19 protein-coding genes are annotated in these 16,642 nt (G+C 50.0%); 6 read left to right on the top strand and 13 right to left on the bottom strand.

Annotation, left to right across the window (positions count from 1 at the left end; all coding sequences use genetic code 11):
• Positions 1-154: 154 nt before the first annotated feature.
• Both BLS58_RS09550 and BLS58_RS09545 read right to left on the bottom strand, forming a co-directional pair.
• Positions 155-2,317, bottom strand: a complete 2,163-nt coding sequence (locus BLS58_RS09550) for a transglycosylase domain-containing protein (RefSeq protein WP_090398321.1) — start codon at positions 2,315-2,317, stop codon at positions 155-157.
• A gap of 110 nt (positions 2,318-2,427) precedes the next feature.
• Positions 2,428-3,174 (bottom strand): LiaF domain-containing protein, encoded by a 747-nt coding sequence (locus BLS58_RS09545; RefSeq protein WP_176764693.1) that lies wholly within the window; start codon positions 3,172-3,174, stop codon positions 2,428-2,430.
• A 191-nt stretch (positions 3,175-3,365) separates the two neighbouring features.
• Between BLS58_RS09545 and BLS58_RS09540 the strand changes: the two genes are divergently transcribed.
• Both BLS58_RS09540 and BLS58_RS09535 read left to right on the top strand, forming a co-directional pair.
• Positions 3,366-4,085, top strand: a complete 720-nt coding sequence (locus BLS58_RS09540; RefSeq protein WP_090398318.1) for a cytochrome c biogenesis CcdA family protein — start codon at positions 3,366-3,368, stop codon at positions 4,083-4,085.
• 46 nt (positions 4,086-4,131) lie between these two features.
• The gene (locus BLS58_RS09535; RefSeq protein WP_090398316.1) at positions 4,132-5,310 is read left to right on the top strand and encodes an amidohydrolase; all 1,179 of its coding nucleotides are present in this window, start codon (positions 4,132-4,134) and stop codon (positions 5,308-5,310) included.
• A gap of 116 nt (positions 5,311-5,426) precedes the next feature.
• Here BLS58_RS09535 and BLS58_RS09530 read toward each other — a convergent pair whose 3' ends face one another.
• From BLS58_RS09530 to BLS58_RS09520, 3 genes are read right to left on the bottom strand one after another with little or no spacing between them, the layout of a single operon-like run.
• A complete protein-coding gene (locus BLS58_RS09530; protein ID WP_245723125.1) occupies positions 5,427-6,146 on the bottom strand; it encodes an EcsC family protein in 720 nt (239 codons plus the stop codon).
• Between the two features lie 45 nt (positions 6,147-6,191).
• Positions 6,192-7,412 carry an ABC transporter permease gene (locus tag BLS58_RS09525; RefSeq protein ID WP_090398314.1) on the bottom strand — a complete coding sequence of 407 codons (1,221 nt, stop codon included), beginning with the start codon at positions 7,410-7,412 and terminating at the stop codon, positions 6,192-6,194.
• Complete coding sequence (locus BLS58_RS09520) at positions 7,409-8,152, bottom strand: ABC transporter ATP-binding protein (RefSeq protein ID WP_090398312.1); 744 nt, start codon at positions 8,150-8,152, stop codon at positions 7,409-7,411. Before BLS58_RS09520 ends, BLS58_RS09525 begins: the two co-directional genes overlap by 4 nt.
• A 133-nt stretch (positions 8,153-8,285) precedes the next feature.
• Here BLS58_RS09520 and BLS58_RS09515 point away from each other — a divergent pair, with 133 nt between their 5' ends.
• Both BLS58_RS09515 and serC read left to right on the top strand, forming a co-directional pair.
• Positions 8,286-8,702 (top strand): HIT family protein, encoded by a 417-nt coding sequence (locus BLS58_RS09515; RefSeq protein ID WP_090398311.1) that lies wholly within the window; start codon positions 8,286-8,288, stop codon positions 8,700-8,702.
• Positions 8,703-8,768: 66 nt separating this feature from the next.
• Positions 8,769-9,878, top strand: a complete 1,110-nt coding sequence (serC, locus tag BLS58_RS09510; RefSeq protein ID WP_090398309.1) for a 3-phosphoserine/phosphohydroxythreonine transaminase — start codon at positions 8,769-8,771, stop codon at positions 9,876-9,878.
• Between the two features lie 444 nt (positions 9,879-10,322).
• On the opposite strand, the gene BLS58_RS09505 is transcribed toward serC, so the two are convergent.
• Positions 10,323-10,886, bottom strand: a complete 564-nt coding sequence (locus BLS58_RS09505) for a YpmS family protein (RefSeq protein ID WP_090398308.1) — start codon at positions 10,884-10,886, stop codon at positions 10,323-10,325.
• 133 nt (positions 10,887-11,019) lie between these two features.
• Here BLS58_RS09505 and BLS58_RS09500 point away from each other — a divergent pair, with 133 nt between their 5' ends.
• Entirely contained in the window at positions 11,020-11,211 is a 192-nt protein-coding gene (locus BLS58_RS09500) for a hypothetical protein (protein WP_090398306.1), read from the top strand.
• Between the two features lie 54 nt (positions 11,212-11,265).
• On the opposite strand, the gene BLS58_RS09495 is transcribed toward BLS58_RS09500, so the two are convergent.
• Both BLS58_RS09495 and BLS58_RS09490 read right to left on the bottom strand, forming a co-directional pair.
• Entirely contained in the window at positions 11,266-11,364 is a 99-nt protein-coding gene (locus BLS58_RS09495) for a YjcZ family sporulation protein (RefSeq protein ID WP_143018896.1), read from the bottom strand.
• Positions 11,365-11,388: 24 nt separating this feature from the next.
• On the bottom strand, positions 11,389-11,478 hold the full coding sequence (locus tag BLS58_RS09490) for a YjcZ family sporulation protein (protein WP_090398302.1): 90 nt from the start codon (positions 11,476-11,478) through the stop codon (positions 11,389-11,391).
• A gap of 154 nt (positions 11,479-11,632) precedes the next feature.
• Here BLS58_RS09490 and BLS58_RS09485 point away from each other — a divergent pair, with 154 nt between their 5' ends.
• Positions 11,633-12,556 carry a peptidylprolyl isomerase gene (locus tag BLS58_RS09485; protein WP_090398300.1) on the top strand — a complete coding sequence of 308 codons (924 nt, stop codon included), beginning with the start codon at positions 11,633-11,635 and terminating at the stop codon, positions 12,554-12,556.
• Positions 12,557-12,638: 82 nt separating this feature from the next.
• On the opposite strand, the gene BLS58_RS09480 is transcribed toward BLS58_RS09485, so the two are convergent.
• From BLS58_RS09480 to BLS58_RS17545, 5 genes are all read right to left on the bottom strand, one after another.
• On the bottom strand, positions 12,639-12,911 hold the full coding sequence (locus BLS58_RS09480) for a sporulation YhaL family protein (protein ID WP_143018895.1): 273 nt from the start codon (positions 12,909-12,911) through the stop codon (positions 12,639-12,641).
• 71 nt (positions 12,912-12,982) lie between these two features.
• Entirely contained in the window at positions 12,983-13,924 is a 942-nt protein-coding gene (yhaM, locus tag BLS58_RS09475) for a 3'-5' exoribonuclease YhaM (protein ID WP_090398298.1), read from the bottom strand.
• Positions 13,925-13,970: 46 nt separating this feature from the next.
• Complete coding sequence (locus BLS58_RS09470) at positions 13,971-15,329, bottom strand: sensor histidine kinase (RefSeq protein ID WP_090398296.1); 1,359 nt, start codon at positions 15,327-15,329, stop codon at positions 13,971-13,973.
• A complete protein-coding gene (locus BLS58_RS09465) occupies positions 15,326-16,006 on the bottom strand; it encodes a response regulator transcription factor (RefSeq protein WP_090398294.1) in 681 nt (226 codons plus the stop codon). Before BLS58_RS09465 ends, BLS58_RS09470 begins: the two co-directional genes overlap by 4 nt.
• Before the next feature lie 148 nt (positions 16,007-16,154).
• Entirely contained in the window at positions 16,155-16,589 is a 435-nt protein-coding gene (locus BLS58_RS17545) for a hypothetical protein (RefSeq protein ID WP_090398292.1), read from the bottom strand.
• Between the last annotated feature and the right edge of the window lie 53 nt (positions 16,590-16,642).

The following is a 16,642-nucleotide window of genomic DNA, read 5'->3' as shown; positions in this document are numbered from 1 at the left end:
CAAATCGGGTGAATGGATTATTTGGGGGGCGAGGGACGCTCCAGCACACCCCAAATCGGATGAATGGATTATTTGGGGGGGCGCTGGCTACTCCCATCGAGCTTGCCCTGGGTTCCCGCTCAAAATTGTCCGACCCCGCCCTGTAAACACGCCGCTAAAGCCAGGACGCGAGGTGAACATCAGCGACGTTTGACGGTTCGCCTTCCTGGCCGGTCTGGGGGTTGTAGGGGACGACCATATACTCGTTGAGCGAGAACATATTGGCCCCGTTGATCGTATAAGAGCCTTCGCCCTCGACCTCTCCGACTTTATTGGCTTCGTCCCCGTCCACTTCATAAACGTTGTAGACGAGACGCTCATCTTCATCGGTGGACCATTGCAGCTCCACATTCAGAAACCCTTCGCCCTGCAAGGTGAGACCCGCTGACAGGTCATCCACGGATGCCAATTGCACGGGGGCTTCCAAATCTTCAACCCCCTCGGGCTTCTGAAAGGCAATCGCTTCCTGATCAACCGTGGCGTTATTCATAATCGACTTGAACATATTGGTCGGATAGGCACTGCCTGCTTCCAGATACGCATCTTCGGTCGTCTCGTCATACCCCATCCAGAGCGCACCGGTATACTGCGGCGTATAGCCGACAAACCAGGCATCACGATTACCGCCGGCAACCTCTTCAAAACCGGTTGTCCCCGTTTTGCCGGCAAGCGCGTGATCGGTATCCCCGGCCTGGCCCGTGCCTTCGTCCACAACATCTTCGAGCATCCGCGTCATATACCAGGCATCCTGCTCTGATAACAGCCTTTCCTGTTGTTGTTCATGAACAAATAGTTCTTCTCCGTCTGCCCCTGCAATTCTGGAGATAAAATAAGGTTCCGATTTCACCCCATCGTTGGCAAACGTCGTGTAAGCGGTAGCCATATCCAATGGCGAAACCCCTTCGGAAAGCCCGCCGAGAGCAAAGGATAGACCTTCATCTTCAAAAGGCTCGATGGCGCTTTCTGCCCATTCTTTGCTTTGCTCCACGCCCATTTGGTCGAGCAACCAGACGGCAGGCGCGTTGGCAGACTGCACGATGGCATCCCGCATCGTCATCGACCCGCTGTACTCGCCGCTGATATTTTGCGGAGCATAATCATCATAATCTTCATAGACGAGCGCTTCGTCTCGTAAGTTGGAGTAAGGTTTGTACTCGCCGGAAGCAAGCGCAGGTGCGAACACCGAGATCGGTTTGAAGGCCGAGCCCGGCTGCCGGGAGACGAGGGCGCGGTTCAACCCTTTTCGTACATAGTCCCTGCCTCCGTGAATCGCCTCCACAGCCCCGGTGTTATGATCGAGCAAAACAAAGGACGCCTGCACACTTTCATTATCCCCGGGGAAATGATCCTGATTTTGCATCGCTGCAAATGACGCTCGCTGCATCTGTTGATTAATCGGAAGCTGGATCGTGTAGCCGCCGGTCATCATTTCGTTTTCACTCATATCGAAGCGGTCGCGCCCTTCTTCGATCACCATATCTATATACGTATACAGTGATTCATCCATGGCAGGCTTTTCATGGAGCTCGGAAGAAATCGATTCTCCTTCCGCGACTTGTTGCTCGTTTTCATCGATAAAGCCATGCTGCTCCATAAGCGCGAGAACGGTGTTGCGCCTCGTCTCCGCATTATCCTCGTCAGACGCCGGAGAATAAATATAGGGGCCCTTTGGAATAGCGGCCAGCAAAGCCCCTTCGGCAACGTTCAATTCTTCGACGTCTTTATCGAAATACGTTTCGGCTGCACGGGAGATCCCATATGTTCCGTGTCCGAAATATGTTTGATTTAAATACATTTCCAGAATGTGATCTTTGCTGTACTTTCGTTCCAGATGCATGCTGATCAATACTTCTTTTGTTTTGCGCATCAATGTCTGGTCCTGATCGAGGAAAACATTTTTCGCCAGTTGCTGGGTGAGTGTGCTGCCCCCTTCAACAGCTTCGCCGGCGAGAATATCCCGATAAAGGGCGCGGCCAATCGCCCAGATATCAATACCCTGATGTTCATAAAAGCGATGATCTTCGACAGCCAGAAAGGCTTCCTGGACGGGTTCAGGCACTTCATTGATGGAGGCATTTTCACGATCTTCGGTGAATAAGCGGCCCAACTCTTCCCCTTCTTCATCCACGATAGTGGTTGTTTCGGCAAAGTCGAGTTGTGATTCATCTGCCAGCAAACTGCCGGAAATGAGCGCCAGCGCGTAGCCGCCAACGGCGATAACAAGCATGGAAAGAATAATAACGATCGTTATAAAAAAGCTCTTTTTGAACCGTTTCATAATTTCCTCCAATGGTTCGACTCTCACCTATTATAATATAGAAGTTTCCACAAAAACATGTACGTGTACGGCATATGTGTGAAAAATGATGGAAAAACCGCGATCTGCCCCTATTTTTGTTTTGGCTGGTGAATCTTCACATCCCCGAGAACCGTCGTGATTTTGAGGTTGAAGTGACCAAACGCGTGGTCGGGATGACCCACTTGCATCGTTTCGCGCTGGATGAACCCATCTTCCTGATGGCCAAGCGCTTTGACGCTCCCTAAAAGCGTGTTGATCTCAACCGTTGCCGACCATTCTTGCGGCAGTTTGATTTTGGCATCGCCGAGAACGTTCATGACGGCGATATCCATCGAATCCGCTTCAATGATCGCCCGGCTCAAATCGATCGTCGCGCTGCCGAGAACGATGTTCAATTCCAACTCATCACTGATAGAGAAGGCCTGTTTCTTGAGTTTATAATCCCCGAGAATCACCCATTTCTGCTTCGGGACAACGACATGGCTTTGGGAAGCCGGCACTCGTTCCCCTTCATCGGCCGTAAAATCTTTATCCACATCAATCTCCCTGACCGGCTTTTTGAACATGGAGAGGAGTAAAAATAAAACAGGGACACCGGCGAGAATAAGCCAGGAGTTCATGGTCGTCCAGTAGCCGACCATAAGAGCAGCGGACAGTACCATGAAAAAATAAGCCGCACTCTCGTGGCGATTCAACACCGAAAACAAAGTGATAACAGCAAAAATCAAGGGAAGAATAAAAGCGAATGGGCTCCATGCCCCTGCAAATATAAAATTAAAAATAAGTCCGAAGCCGAGCACGGTCATGCCGAGCATTAATATACGTTGTTGATTCATGTAAATCCTCCCCCGGTTTCCCCGTCTTTTGTTTTTTGCCTCTTTCATTGTAAAATAGTGCTATGAGGTCCCTTTTGACAATTTTACTACAATCCCCTGGAATGTGCATGTTTGAGACAAACGGTTGATATAATGGATATAGAATAAAGACTGCTAGACGCCACCAGTCATAGAGTCTTGGAGGTCATATTATGGACGATATTTCACTCTGGCTTGCCCTCGTTGCCGGTGTGGTCTCGTTTTTTTCCCCATGTATATTCCCACTTGTGCCGGCGTACCTGGCGCAATTGACCGGGACGAACATCTCCGACGGGGCCGTTAATGCAGAGCGGCGGATTATTATGTCCAGAAGTGTCGGCTTTATCGTAGGCTTTACCACTATTTTTTTACTTATGGGCGCTTCCGCGACGCTGATTGGCGAATGGTTCCAGATGTACAGCGGAGCCCTTGAACAAATCGGCGGCATTATCATCATCCTCTTCGGCTTGCAAATGACCGGTGTCATATCGCTGCGCTCGCTGATGACCGAAAAAAGGTTCGGCAACAAATCGCCGAAAAAATCGACGAGTTTCCTCGGATCCGTGGCCTTTGGCCTCGTATTCGCGGCAGGATGGACCCCCTGCATCGGCATCGTCCTCGGTTCCATTCTTGCCCTTGCCAGCACCGAAGGATCCATGCTTGCCGGGTCGGGCATGCTCTTCGTATACTCGATGGGACTCGGGCTGCCGTTTATGGCCGTATCATTGATCTATGCACGCTCGCTGAATAAACTCAGCCGCCTGAACCGATTTTTGCCGATCGTGCAACAGAGCGGCGGGGTAATCATGATCATTTTCGGCATCCTGCTATTTTCCGGTTATTTCCAGGTTATTTCCAGTTATCTTGCGCGAATCTCTCCCGGTTGGCTCTGATATGCTACAATATATTTAGCCTATTGTTGACGGGGAGAGTGAGCACATGGAAAAAGAACTCTATCAAACATTGGATGATTCTTATCAGGAAATGGTTGATATCCGCCGATATCTGCATCAATACCCGGAAATTTCGTTCCAGGAAGTGGAAACGCCCGCTTATATTGCCCGTTATCACGAAGCGCTCGGCCTTGATGTGAAAACAGGCGTAGGAGGACGCGGGGTGGTTTCGACGTTAAAAGGCAGGAAACCGGGGCCAACCGTTGCCTTAAGGGCGGATTTCGACGCGCTTCCGATTCAGGACGAAAAAGACGTTCCCTATAAATCCAAGGTCGACGGCGCGCTGCACGGATGCGGCCATGACGGCCATACGGCGACACTCCTCGTGCTTGCCAAAGCCTTAAGCGAACAGGCGGAGAATATTGCCGGCACGATCGTTTTCATCCATCAACATGCTGAAGAACACGCGCCGGGCGGAGCCCAGCAGATGATTGACGACGGTTGCCTTGATAACGTGGATGTAATCTTTGGTAATCATCTCTGGGCGCCTGATCCGCTCGGAACGATTCAACAACGCAGCGGTCCATTTATGGCCGCCACGGACCATTTTTACATCGATATTAAAGGCCAGGGCGGTCACGGAGCGGCACCGCACACGACGAGAGATTCGATTGTGATTGGTTCGCAAATGGTGAATACCATTCAAACCCTTGTTTCCCGGCGTGTAGATCCTTTGGAGTCCGCGGTCGTTTCCATCGGCAGTTTCGTCGCCGAAAATGCGTACAATGTGATCGCCGGTACAGCCTCTCTCGTTGGGACGGTGCGCACGTTCAAAGAGGACATTCGTACCCAGATCGAGCAAGAGCTGAATGACATTGTCACCGGCACCGCGAAAACGATGGGCGCGGAAGCCGCGTTTAACTACGAGCGCGGCTACGCACCCGTCGTTAACGATGATGAGAGCAACCGCTATCTCGCCAGCATCGCGGAAACCGTGCCGGGCGTCGAGCGTGTAGAAACGCGTGAGCCCATTATGGCGGGCGAAGACTTCAGTGCTTATCTCAAACAGAAAAAAGGAACCTTTTTCTTTACCGGGGCCGCGTTTCCCGACCGGGAAGTCAACTATCCCCATCACCATCCCAAATTTGATTTCGATGAACGGGCGATGCTGATCGCGGCGAAAACGCTTGGCAAAGCCGCGCTGCAATATAAGGAAAAAGCATAAAGAGCCTTTTTGAGGGACGACAAGCTTGTCGTCCCTCAAATGTCGTGTATGGCACCACGAATTAATCAGTAGCCCCATGATTTATCAGCGACCTCGCGATTTTATCAGCGATCTCACTACCCCTCGGCCTTCGCGTCACTGAACCAACGAATCCGGTAACAATTCTTCGCTGCTTCGCCCAACAAATCAAGAAAATGATAATTCACCGTTGCCCCTACAAAGGCTCCGAAGCCGGGGATCAGCTGTAACGTTTTCGGCACATCGATATAATCGCGATACTCCAGTTGAAACGTGACCCAATCGATCGCTTCCTCGGCTGTCAACTCACCGGAAAAAGAAGCGACAAATCCATCCCAGTCATCGATGCGCGCAAGCGTCTCCTGTTTATTTTTTACTCCGGTAAAAGCCATTTGAAAGACTTGCAGCAAAAAGAGACGTTCTTCAACTCTCACCGGATCGAAACCGTAAAGATGAGCCGCCGTGAACAGAAAGCGCATTTTTATCCCCAGGAGCAGCGGAAAATCGGACATGCCCAAAAAAATGCCTCCGGCGCCCGTTCCCGCCCCTTCCACGCTCGCGGTTCGCTTATAAAATTTAATCGCTTCATCTACCTCATCTTCCCGTTCTTTTAATGTCCCCTCCGTAAGCGGTTCTGTCTTCGTCACATATTGAGAGCCGGAAAGGGTCGTCACGATCATATTCCGAACCGCGGAAGCCACCGTTTCGTGGACGCGCGCGGGAATCCGCTGATTGATTTTATTCTGAAACCCTTTCGTCCACGTCTTCGTCATCGACGGATTTCTGGAAATCTTCCTGCGCCAGTCATTCAGTTCCACCTGCACTTCTTTTTCATACTGACTTGCGATAACGTTCCCCTCCCCTTAAGTTGCTGCAAAATACTTATCCAGTGAAAATCTCGTGTAATAGAAGCTTACCGCCACACCCGTAACGAACGCGAGGGCTGCCACCACGATGGGCACAGGTGTCAACGCCGTGATCAGCGTAAACCAGAGTGTTTGTACAAGCAAAACGCCCCGTACCAGGGATTTCACCGCATGTCGACGGGCACTGTCAGGGACGGGATAGATCGACGGCCACAGCAATACCTTATGGTGAAAATAGATGGTGGCCATCTGTGCGCCCGTCATATAAATAAACAAGCCGACGATGGCGATAATCATCCAGGCCCATGCCTCAGGAGAGGCGTAAATCAAGAGAGCCCCTACGAGACCTAAACGAAGGCAAAGCCCGAAATAGTTCCCGGAACGGGCAAAGGTTTTCCCATATAAATATATATACGTATTCGCTTTTCGATGACTCACCCGCTCAAATCTTTCAGCCAGCCAGGATCGCTTGCGGACCGTTTGCCCAATATGACGCACGTCTGTAAACGCATTGGCGAATCTGTAAAAGGCATTGAGACGCCGGTGTTCTTGCTGAAGCAATGTTTCCCACTTAAGAAAGTGGTTGAAATACAATTGCCGATAATACGTGCCCAGCACGGCTAGCATGATGGCGGCGGTGATGCCTGTGAATACCCACGCGGTTTGTAGCAGGAAGAAAACAAACACGAGATTGACGACGAACCGCAGCCAACGATGACGCCAATGGGAGACGGAAAACTGTTGGCGAATTTCCACCCACTCGGCCACGACGTTCCATAACTTCGCCAGCACCAAAACGGCGATCGTCACGAATAAACCCGTTTCAGCCCCCGGCAGACGGTCCATATAAAGAGGCGCCAGCAAAAAGAAAAGAAGAAAGATGACCGCCCCTTGCATCAGCCAGCTATAGATGAGAGACCGGCGCATATATGGCCCTAAGCGCGCTTCAAAAGGAAGGAGAAAAACGAGATCTCCCTCCTTGACAAACGTACGGGTGGGACTGCGCGTGAGTAAAAACGCAAACACAACCGTAAGCACCTGCAACACCGGAAAATCAGCAGGCAGCCAGTCCAGAAAAGACTGATAATAGACCCCTATGATCAATAGAATGCCCAATGTAGCCACTGCCAAGCCACTGTTCGCCATCAAACGTATGTAACGTATGGCTTCATTCCAGTAATTCCGAAAACGTTCACGCCAAAGATCTACTGGGTTCATACGGAAGCTTCCTTCGTCATTTCAATGTAGAGCGTGTCCAGGTCCGCTCCCGGCATATTGGCTTGCTGGCGCAATGCCTCTATCGTTCCCTGCATATAAACGTAGCCGTTATGCAACAAGATGAATCGATCGCAATGCTTTTCCGCCGTTGATAAAATGTGTGTACTCATTAAAATCCCGGCGCCCTGTTCTTTCATCATGATCATTCGTTCCAGGAGCGACTTGATCCCGACCGGGTCCAGGCCGACAAAAGGTTCATCGACGACATATAACTCCGGTTCGACGAGAAAGGCGCACATGACCATCACCTTTTGGCGCATTCCCTTGGAAAAATGGCTCGGAAACCAATGGGTCATTTTTTTCATCTGAAAGGTTTCAATAAGCTGTTCCGCCCGTTTTTGCCACGCCTTATCATCGATCCCATAAGCCATCGCTGTTAAACGAAGATGCTCCCAGAGGGTCAATTCTTCATAAAGAATCGGCGTTTCCGGAATGTAACCGAGCGCTTGCCGATAGCTTTCCATATCCTCTCCCATCGTTTTCCCGCGTACTTGAATGACGCCGTCGATCGGTTCCATGAGCCCGAGGATATGCTTGATCGTCGTGCTTTTCCCGGCCCCGTTCAATCCGATGAGGCCGACGATTTCACCGGCTTCGACATGAAAAGAAACCCCTTTAATGACGGGCTTGTTCGGGCTATACCCGCCGGCCAAATCTTCGATATTGAGCAATGATGCCATTGACATGTTTCCCCCTTGCAACGTCTCTTTTCTTCTATTGTACCTGTTGAATGGGAAAAATGGAAATGCTTACGAGCGTAGATTCTGATATGATAGAGCATATCACCATGTTAAGGAAAAGGAGAGAATTTTTATGGCTGACTGTATTTTTTGTAAGATCGTCGCAGGAGAGATTCCCGCGAGCAAAATCTATGAAGATGACGACATGCTCGCGTTTTTGGATTTAAGCCAGGTCACAAAAGGACATGCCCTATTAATCCCGAAAGAGCACCAACAGGATATTTTTTCCCTGAAAGAGGACACGGCCGCAAAGCTGTTTACGAAAGCACCGACGATTGCCACTGCCTTGCAGAAAACGTTCGACTGCGAAGGCCTGAACATCGTCAACAACAACGGCGAACAAGCCGATCAGTCCATCTTTCACTATCACTTGCATTTCATTCCGCGTTACGGCAATGATCCCCTTTTCCGGTGGGCTGACAACAGCAACGACTATACACAGGAAGATCTACAGGCTTACGCGCGGGACGTCCGCGAGAATTTCTCATAGGAAAACCTGGCATCAGGGCGCACGGCGAATGATTGAACCCTGATGCCAAAACATGGGAGGTAACATATGACAACGAGAAAAAGCAGCCATAATTTTAACGCGGGCCCTGCCGCTTTGCCACCGGAAGTTTTACAACAAGTAGCCGCCGAGCTGGAAAATTTCGATGACACCGGCATGTCCATTATGGAACATAGCCATCGCGCGGAGCCTTATGAACGCGTGCATCATGAAGCGATTGCGACGGCCAAACGTCTGCTTGGTATCAGCGATGACTACGAAGTCCTCCTTTTACAAGGGGGCGCGAGCCACCAGTTCGCAATGGTGCCTTATAATCTGCTCGACGCCGATCAGCGCGCGAATTACATATTGACCGGCGCCTGGTCCGAAAAGGCGAAAAATGAAGCTGATATCCTCGGCGATACGTATAGCGGAGGGAGCGGCAAAGACCAAGCGTATAGGCGTGTGCCTGATTTTGACACGATCGACGCCGCGGCCGAAGACGCTTACATTCACGTCACCTCAAACAACACCATCTACGGAACGGCCTGGCAAGATTTTGCCCGCATGTCGGAATGGGAAGCCCCTGTCGTCGCCGATATGTCCAGTGATATTTTCAGCCGCACGTTTCCGGTGGAGAACTTTGATTTGATCTACGCAGGCGCGCAAAAAAATATCGGCCCTGCCGGGGTCACCGTCGTGATTATTTCCAGGGCTCTACTCGAACGGATTAAAAACGTCAACCCCCGTGTGCCAGCGATCTTGCGTTATGACACCCACGCGGACAAGCATTCGCTTTATCATACACCGCCTACGTTCGCCGTTTATATGCTCAAAAATACCCTGCACTGGATTGAAGAAAACGGCGGCCTGTCGGCGATGGAAGCCCGTAATCGGCAAAAAGCGCAACTGTTGTACGATACGATTGATAACAGCGCCGGTTTTTATCGAGGCCATGCCCATCGTGATAGCCGTTCTGATATGAACGTCACCTTTACGCTTCCAACCGAAACTATCACGAACCGTTTTCTGGACGAAGCCAAAGACATGGGCTTCAGTGGCTTAAACGGGCACCGCTCCGTGGGCGGCTGCCGCGCTTCGCTTTACAACGCGGTCCCCTATGAATCCGTTGAAGCTCTGAGGGATTTCATGGTCTCTTTTCAGAGAAAAAATCAGTGATCGTCACCCGTCTTGGGGACACCTGCCTGACGTCACAGAGGGCCTCGACGGTCATTTGGGGTATGATTTCGCGAGTATTGTACCTCTCGGGGGGCCTCGCCTGTCATTCGGGGTATGATTTCGCGGGTATTGTACCTCTCGGGGGGCCTCATCGGTCATTTGGGGTACGATTTCGCCGGTATCGTACCTCTCGGCAGACCTCACCCGTCGTTTGGGGTATGATTTTGCGATTATCATACCTCTCGGCAGACCTCGCCCGTCATTTGGGGTATGATTTCGCCGGTATCGTACCTCTCGGCGGGCCTCGCCCGTCATTTGGGGTATGATTTCGCCGGTATCATACCTCTCGGCGGGCCTCACCTGTCATTTAGGGTATGATTTTGCGGGTATCATACCTCTCGGCAGGCCACGCTGGTCATTATGGATGAGATTGCGCGTAAATGATTAACCGTCCGGTAGCACACCCTCCAACTGAATCGTCCCATCCTCGAAGTCAGAGGAGGCGATTCGCAAATACATTTGCTCGCCGATGTCGATGTCATTGATATGTACGTCAATGATCTGTTCTTCGGGATAAACCTGCACGTATTCGGGCAGGTCGGCTTGTTGGCGGATCGCTTCCAGCGCGGTCGAGGACGGTAAATTGAACGGACCGAGTGACAGCCCATTTTCCTCAAGGCGCAGATTGCCGCTGTCGGTCACGGTCGGGAGTAAATACAGGCTAAGCTCAGCCCCGACCCCGAAAAACTCATACGTGCCGGTGAATACGATTTCTTCCCCCTCCATATTAATATCGAGAACATCATCGGTTTCCATCTGCATATATGTACTAATCTGCTCCAGGGACGTCTCGGCGGAAAAAAACACTTCGCCTTCCGGGAGAGACCCCTCCGGTCTTTCCTCCGGAGAAGGCGTATCAGAGCCGATCGGCGAGAATAACAACCAAATACTGCCAAGCACCAATACATTTACTCCGAGGAGAATGAAAAATCCCCATTTCCAGTTCAACTGCGTTCACCTCTCACAACATCATGACTACTGTCATGATATCATACGAACGCCTCGACCATATGGGATTTCACTATCATTTTTTAGCGATGTTTGTTACAGTACAATCAAGAGACTTATGGGAGGTTCCGGGATGTCAATTTTCATATTTGTGGTTCTCGCAGGCTTTTATCTGGCTGTTATCAATACAATGACGAATTCACTCGTCGTACAAAAAGAGATGGAAGAAGAAAAAATTCCTAACGTATTCACAACCATCAATGTTTTGATTATGATTCTGCTCGCTTCTACATATGTAAGACTTCTGGTCATTCATGACTTTTAGTCATTGAAGAAGGGCTGGCGTATATGAGCCAACCCTTTCGCCCATCACGGATCCCTAGTAGTGACCGTATCCACCCCAGGATGCTCCGATGATGATGAGCAGGATAAACAATACGACAACAAGCGCGAAACCTCCGCCGTAACCGTAACTCATGAGTATTTCCTCCCTTTTAAATGTTTAGTACCAAGAGGCACCTACGATAATGAGCAGAATGAACAGGACGACGATGAGCGCGAAGCCACCGCCATATCCATAACCGGCTGACATGATGCCACCTCCTCCCATTCTGAATTATCTTATGTAACGTGACGGCAAGTCGGGTGGGCATCTTTCCCAAAAATCTTTTTTTCTTACCGATGTTTTTATGATATAGTTATAATGATCTTGCGAAACGTTTGAGTGAAATAAGGAGTGTACGAGATTGAAAAAAACAAAGATTGCCCTCGCGTTAAGCTTGACAGGGGCTATCATGATAACTGCCTGTAATGATGATGGGGACGCGGAGAACAACGCGGATGAGGAAATTGTGAATATCAACGGCACCTCGTTGACTGAAGGGGACCTCACCGACGAATTAAAAAATGAATTCGGCGAGCAAACCTTTAATCAAATGGTTCAAGATACCATTTTAAGGCAACAGGCAGAGGAGCTTGATATCGGAGAGGAAGAAGTGGAGGACGAGCTCGACGATATGCGTGAACAAATGGGCGTCGAGGATGATGAGCAACTATTGGAAATGCTGCAAATGCAGATGCAAATCCCGGTGGACTCCATCGAAGAACTTGAAGAAGACTTTTTGCTTCCCCAGGTCGTCATTCAGGAACTTTCCACGGCAGAGGTGGATATAAGCGAAGAAGATAAAGAAGCTTATTATGAAGAGAATGAAGAAGAACTTACGGAAGTCGAAGCGAGACATATTCTCGTTGAGGATGAGGAATCAGCCGAAGAAGTCATAAGCGAGCTTGAAGAGGGCATGGCGTTTGAGGACGCTGTCGAAGAATACTCAGAGGATACCCAAAGCGTTCAGGAAGGCGGTAATGTAGGGACGTTCCCCCAGGAAGGCCATCAGATGGATGAAAATTTCGCGGAAGCTGCATTTGACCTGGATGTAGGCGAGATTAGCGAACCCGTGGAATCAGATTTTGGTTACCACATTATCGAAGTGCTTGAGCGCAACGAAACGTATGAAGAACTCGAAGAGGAAATCGAATCCCGATTGACCCAGGAGCAGTCGCAAATGCCGGAAGAAGTCATCCAGGAGCTCATGGAAGAGGCGGATATAGATATCACCGACAGTGAATATGAAGACTGGCTGCAAGATCCCGAGTCAATGATGATGCAATGATCCAGAAGTCGGAAAATCGATGAAAAGAAGAACACAACCAAAAGCCCCCTCCTTGTCGATTGGGAGGGGGCTTTTTTTAATGTCATTGTTCACCTTCCGAGCGTTGTTGCCGTTCATGTTCCATCCTGCGGATGTAGACGCTCCCTTCCTGCTCGATCCATTCGGCTTCTGCCCTTTTCTCTTCCAGACTTGTCCGAATCCACATATATCCCGATATAACCGCTGCGACAATAACGGCAGTGACCCACCACGGAATCGTCGTGATGGCGGTATCCGACACGAACCTTTGTAAAACGGCGAGCCCAAGAAAAATAAGCACAAGTGTGAAGAGCATTCGTTTGGATCTCTCCTGCACATCGACCACCCCTTGTATACGATTCCACCTATGGCTAATCTATGTGGCAGAGAGGGCTTGTATGACAACCGTCACTCGTTTTTCGGCTTGTAAAATGTACGGTTTTCCAGAGCGGGGATGCGCTCGCTGAACTGGCCGGCAGCCGTTTTATCCAAAGCTTGTTCCATCATATTCATTTTCGCATCGAGATTATCGATATAATGCAGGATTTCCGCTTCTGGTAAAAGCGGCGGCTTCGGGCTCCCCCACTCTCCCTTGCCGTGATGGCTTAAAGCGATATGCTCGAGCAACACCGGCTCTTCGCCTTCGATGTTCAGTTCCTCGGCGGCCCGACGAATGTCCGAGGCCACGATTGAGATATGGCCGATGAGTTTGCCTTCCGGCGTGTACTCCGTATCGATCGGCCCTGACAATTCCCGTACCTTCCCGAGGTCATGCAAAATTACCCCTGCATAGAGTAAATCCTTGTTCAGGCTCGGATACAAGGGGACGAGCGCCTTTGCTATTTGCAGCATGCTTACGACATGATAGGCAAGACCGGACATAAATTCATGATGATTCCGCGTCGCTGCCGGCATCTCCAGGAAGGCGCCCTGATATTTTTTGAGTAAATAGCGGGTAATGCGCTGGACTTTGGCATTTTCGATATCAAAGACGAACTGATTTACCTGCTCAAGCATGTCATGTTTCTCGAGTGGGGCACTTGGGACGAGATCGGTGATCGTTACCTGCTCCTGCTCGTCCGCCGGACGAATACGGGCGATTTTTAACTGCAGACGTCCGCGGTAGTCAAACACTTCTCCTTTGACATGAACGATCGTTTTCCCCCGGTAGGTCTGTTCATCTTCCGGCTTGATGGCCCATAACTTCGCTTCTATATCACCGCTGTCATCCGATAGACGCAGTGTTAAAAACGGTTTCCCGTTGCTTGCTATACCGCGTGTTGCCTGGCGAATAAGCAGATGACGCTCAATTTTATCTCCGACTTTAACGTAATGAATTCCTTTTTGCATAAATCATACAGGCTCTCTGTTGCTGCCCGCTTCCCCTCCCTTTCGTTTATGGTTGACGTGGCAACGTCATCTGGAAAGAGATGCGCCCCTGTTCGTTGAACACGCCGTGCCTGCCGCGGTGAAGTTCCGTAATTTGCCTGACGATCGCGAGCCCAAGGCCGAATTGACCTTTATCGCCTTTCCGAAAGGGGTCAAACATCGTCTGCATGTCTTCCTCCGCAATAGGCTCACCGTCATTCTCAACGATAAGGCTAACCTCGTTTTTCGTTTGTTCGGCACGGATCCAAATGGTGCTCTCGGCATATCGCATCGCGTTTTCGATAAGGTTTTCCATGAGGATCTGAATATGCTCCTTATCCCCCTGAAAAACAATATCAGCCCCTTCGACGATGAAATGAAGATCATCTCTTTGCAGGCGGTAACGTTCTTCCAATGGATAAGCGAGCGCTCCAAACGACAAGTCTTCCAGATTGATTTTTTCTTTTTGTAAATTTCCCAGTTTTGTAAAATACAACATATCCTTGACCCGTTTATCCATACGGTCGGATTCCTGAAGAATCACATCCATCGTCTCTTCCACCGATTTTTTCGGAAGCACGCCGTCCTTTACCGATTGCGCGTATGTTTTCACGACCATAATCGGCGTTTTCAGTTCATGGGATGCATGTTGGATGAACGTCTTCTGCGCATCGTCATACCGGATCAGGTTTTGGCGCATGAGCTCAAACTGATCGGAGAGTTTCTGGAAATCATCATCGCCTTCCCAGTGAAAAGGCTCTTTCCAGTTTCTTTTCGCAATTTGTTCGAAATGATTCCCGAGCAGGCGCAAAGGTTTCCGCAGGTAACGCGTTAACCACAAGACCGGGAGTAAACTTAACGCTGACGTGATGATCATGAGATAGACGAGGTTTTCCCACAATTGGTTGACCATCGTATCACGATAGGCGTCCCACATAAAAGAAACATAGAAGGCCTCCTCGGCCTCTTCTGTCTCTACCCGGGTGACGACGTAGAAAACGGTAGAGTCATCGTAGGTATACTCATAACGCGCGCTCTCTTCTTCCTGCGTCATGCCTTGCTCTATCATCGCCTGGTACGCTTCCATAAGCTCATCAGACAAATCCTCAGGATCTGTAGCACTCCCCCCGACTTGATCGGCATAGTATAAATGGCCGACTTCCCTGGACTGGGGATCAATCAGGGCATCGTCCGGGCTCGGCGGAGAAAATTCCTCGCTTAACGGGCTGACGAGACCCCGTTGTTCCTGTTCGATGATGCGATAGGTTTCTTCCGTGAGCGTCCCCTGAATGGAGATCGGATAAATAATGATCATCGACAAGCCGACCAATACGAGTAAAGAAAGAAACGATAACCAAATTCTCCGCGTGAGATTCATCCGCATCATGATGAAAGAATCCTATACCCATACCCATATAAAGTTTCCAGATGAATGCGGGGCATTTTTTTGCGCACGCGCCGCACGACATCGTCTACAGCTCTCTCCGACCCGAAATAGTTCTCTCCCCATACCTCTTCGATGATATCTTCACGCGACAGGGCGGTGCCGACCTGCACCGTCAACAGCAAAATCAAGTCCATCTCCTTGGTCGTCAAATCCACGATCTGCCGCTCATTTTGCTCGTCGACGACGGTTCGTGATTGCGGATCAATCGTATAATCGTTAAGGTCGATTTTCTTATTTTCCTCCTGCTCGGTTCCGTACACGCGGGTGAGTAATTTCTTGACCCGAATGATCAGTTCCTGCGGCAAGAACGGCTTGGATATGTAATCATCGCTTCCCATTTCCAGGCCGAGCACTCGATCCAGATCCTGGTCCCGCGCTGATATGAATATAACCGGAATATCGCCCTGGATTTCCCGAATGCTTTTTAGAATTTGATAACCGTCAATGCCCGGTAACATAATATCGAGCACCCATAAATGCGGTTCTTCCTCTACGGCTCCCTGGGCGCTGTCGCCATCCTGAAACAGTTTCACCGTCCAGCCTTCTTTTTCCATATATGCCTGCAGTGCCTCTGATAAGTTTTCTTCATCCTCAACAAGATAAATCGTATAACTCATCAACATTCCCTCATTTCTTCGTATAGAGGTCGTTTCACTTTATATTATCAATCATTGGCTTTCATGCCAACCATTTAGAGGTGGGAGGTGAGAAGTGGGAGGCGGGAAGATGAAGACCTCATCCGCCATGGATGAGGTCTGTGATGACTTAAAACAAGAGTGAGAGGGCGGCCAATCCTGCGAGCGGCAGGGCCACTCTTCGCCAGCGGAAACGGGGCGGGCCGAATCCCGGTCCGTATCCGTAACCATAACCGGGGCCATATCCATAGCCGCCGAATACGCGGTGATCCATTTGCATTTGTGGTTGATAATGGCCCCAGTGACTGTTTTGGTGGCCATATTTCTGGTCATGCTTTTTATCGTGACCGTTCCCATAATAGTGCTCATTCCCGGGATGGTAGCCGTGATGATGTTGCCCATGGTCAGGACCCCCATCATCACTTTCCAGGACGATCAAGTATACGTTCTCCACATCCACTTGTTCAACAAATCCGTAAAAGTTCTGCCCATCCTGCATATCCGCCTTCACGTGTCTTCCCATATGTTGAAGACATTGATGATACATCTGCTCGTTACGTTGCATGATAAACGCCTACCTCCTTTTACAACACCCTATTCAACTTGGAGGTGAGAAGT

Origin of the sequence: Natribacillus halophilus (assembly GCF_900100185.1) — a bacterium.
In the GTDB taxonomy this organism is placed as follows: Bacteria; Bacillota; Bacilli; order Bacillales; family Marinococcaceae; genus Natribacillus; species Natribacillus halophilus.
Note: the sequence above shows the minus strand (reverse complement) of the source record. Positions and strands in the feature narration are given on the sequence as shown.

Bases quoted from the DNA above. Each gene is read 5' to 3' on its own strand.
- BLS58_RS09525 (WP_090398314.1), bottom strand. From the start codon at position 7,412: ATGAACCCAGTAGATCTTTGGCGTGAACGTTTTCGGAATTACTGGAAT.
- BLS58_RS09470 (WP_090398296.1), bottom strand. From the start codon at position 15,329: ATGATGCGGATGAATCTCACGCGGAGAATTTGGTTATCGTTTCTTTCT.
- BLS58_RS09545 (WP_176764693.1), bottom strand. From the start codon at position 3,174: ATGAATCAACAACGTATATTAATGCTCGGCATGACCGTGCTCGGCTTC.
- BLS58_RS09500 (WP_090398306.1), top strand. From the start codon at position 11,020: ATGTCAATTTTCATATTTGTGGTTCTCGCAGGCTTTTATCTGGCTGTT.
- BLS58_RS09495 (WP_143018896.1), bottom strand. From the start codon at position 11,364: ATGAGTTACGGTTACGGCGGAGGTTTCGCGCTTGTTGTCGTATTGTTT.
- serC (WP_090398309.1), top strand. From the start codon at position 8,769: ATGACAACGAGAAAAAGCAGCCATAATTTTAACGCGGGCCCTGCCGCT.
- BLS58_RS09520 (WP_090398312.1), bottom strand. From the start codon at position 8,152: ATGGCATCATTGCTCAATATCGAAGATTTGGCCGGCGGGTATAGCCCG.
- BLS58_RS09515 (WP_090398311.1), top strand. From the start codon at position 8,286: ATGGCTGACTGTATTTTTTGTAAGATCGTCGCAGGAGAGATTCCCGCG.
- BLS58_RS17545 (WP_090398292.1), bottom strand. From the start codon at position 16,589: ATGCAACGTAACGAGCAGATGTATCATCAATGTCTTCAACATATGGGA.
- BLS58_RS09540 (WP_090398318.1), top strand. From the start codon at position 3,366: ATGGACGATATTTCACTCTGGCTTGCCCTCGTTGCCGGTGTGGTCTCG.
- BLS58_RS09490 (WP_090398302.1), bottom strand. From the start codon at position 11,478: ATGTCAGCCGGTTATGGATATGGCGGTGGCTTCGCGCTCATCGTCGTC.
- BLS58_RS09465 (WP_090398294.1), bottom strand. From the start codon at position 16,006: ATGAGTTATACGATTTATCTTGTTGAGGATGAAGAAAACTTATCAGAG.
- BLS58_RS09535 (WP_090398316.1), top strand. From the start codon at position 4,132: ATGGAAAAAGAACTCTATCAAACATTGGATGATTCTTATCAGGAAATG.
- BLS58_RS09550 (WP_090398321.1), bottom strand. From the start codon at position 2,317: ATGAAACGGTTCAAAAAGAGCTTTTTTATAACGATCGTTATTATTCTT.
- yhaM (WP_090398298.1), bottom strand. From the start codon at position 13,924: ATGCAAAAAGGAATTCATTACGTTAAAGTCGGAGATAAAATTGAGCGT.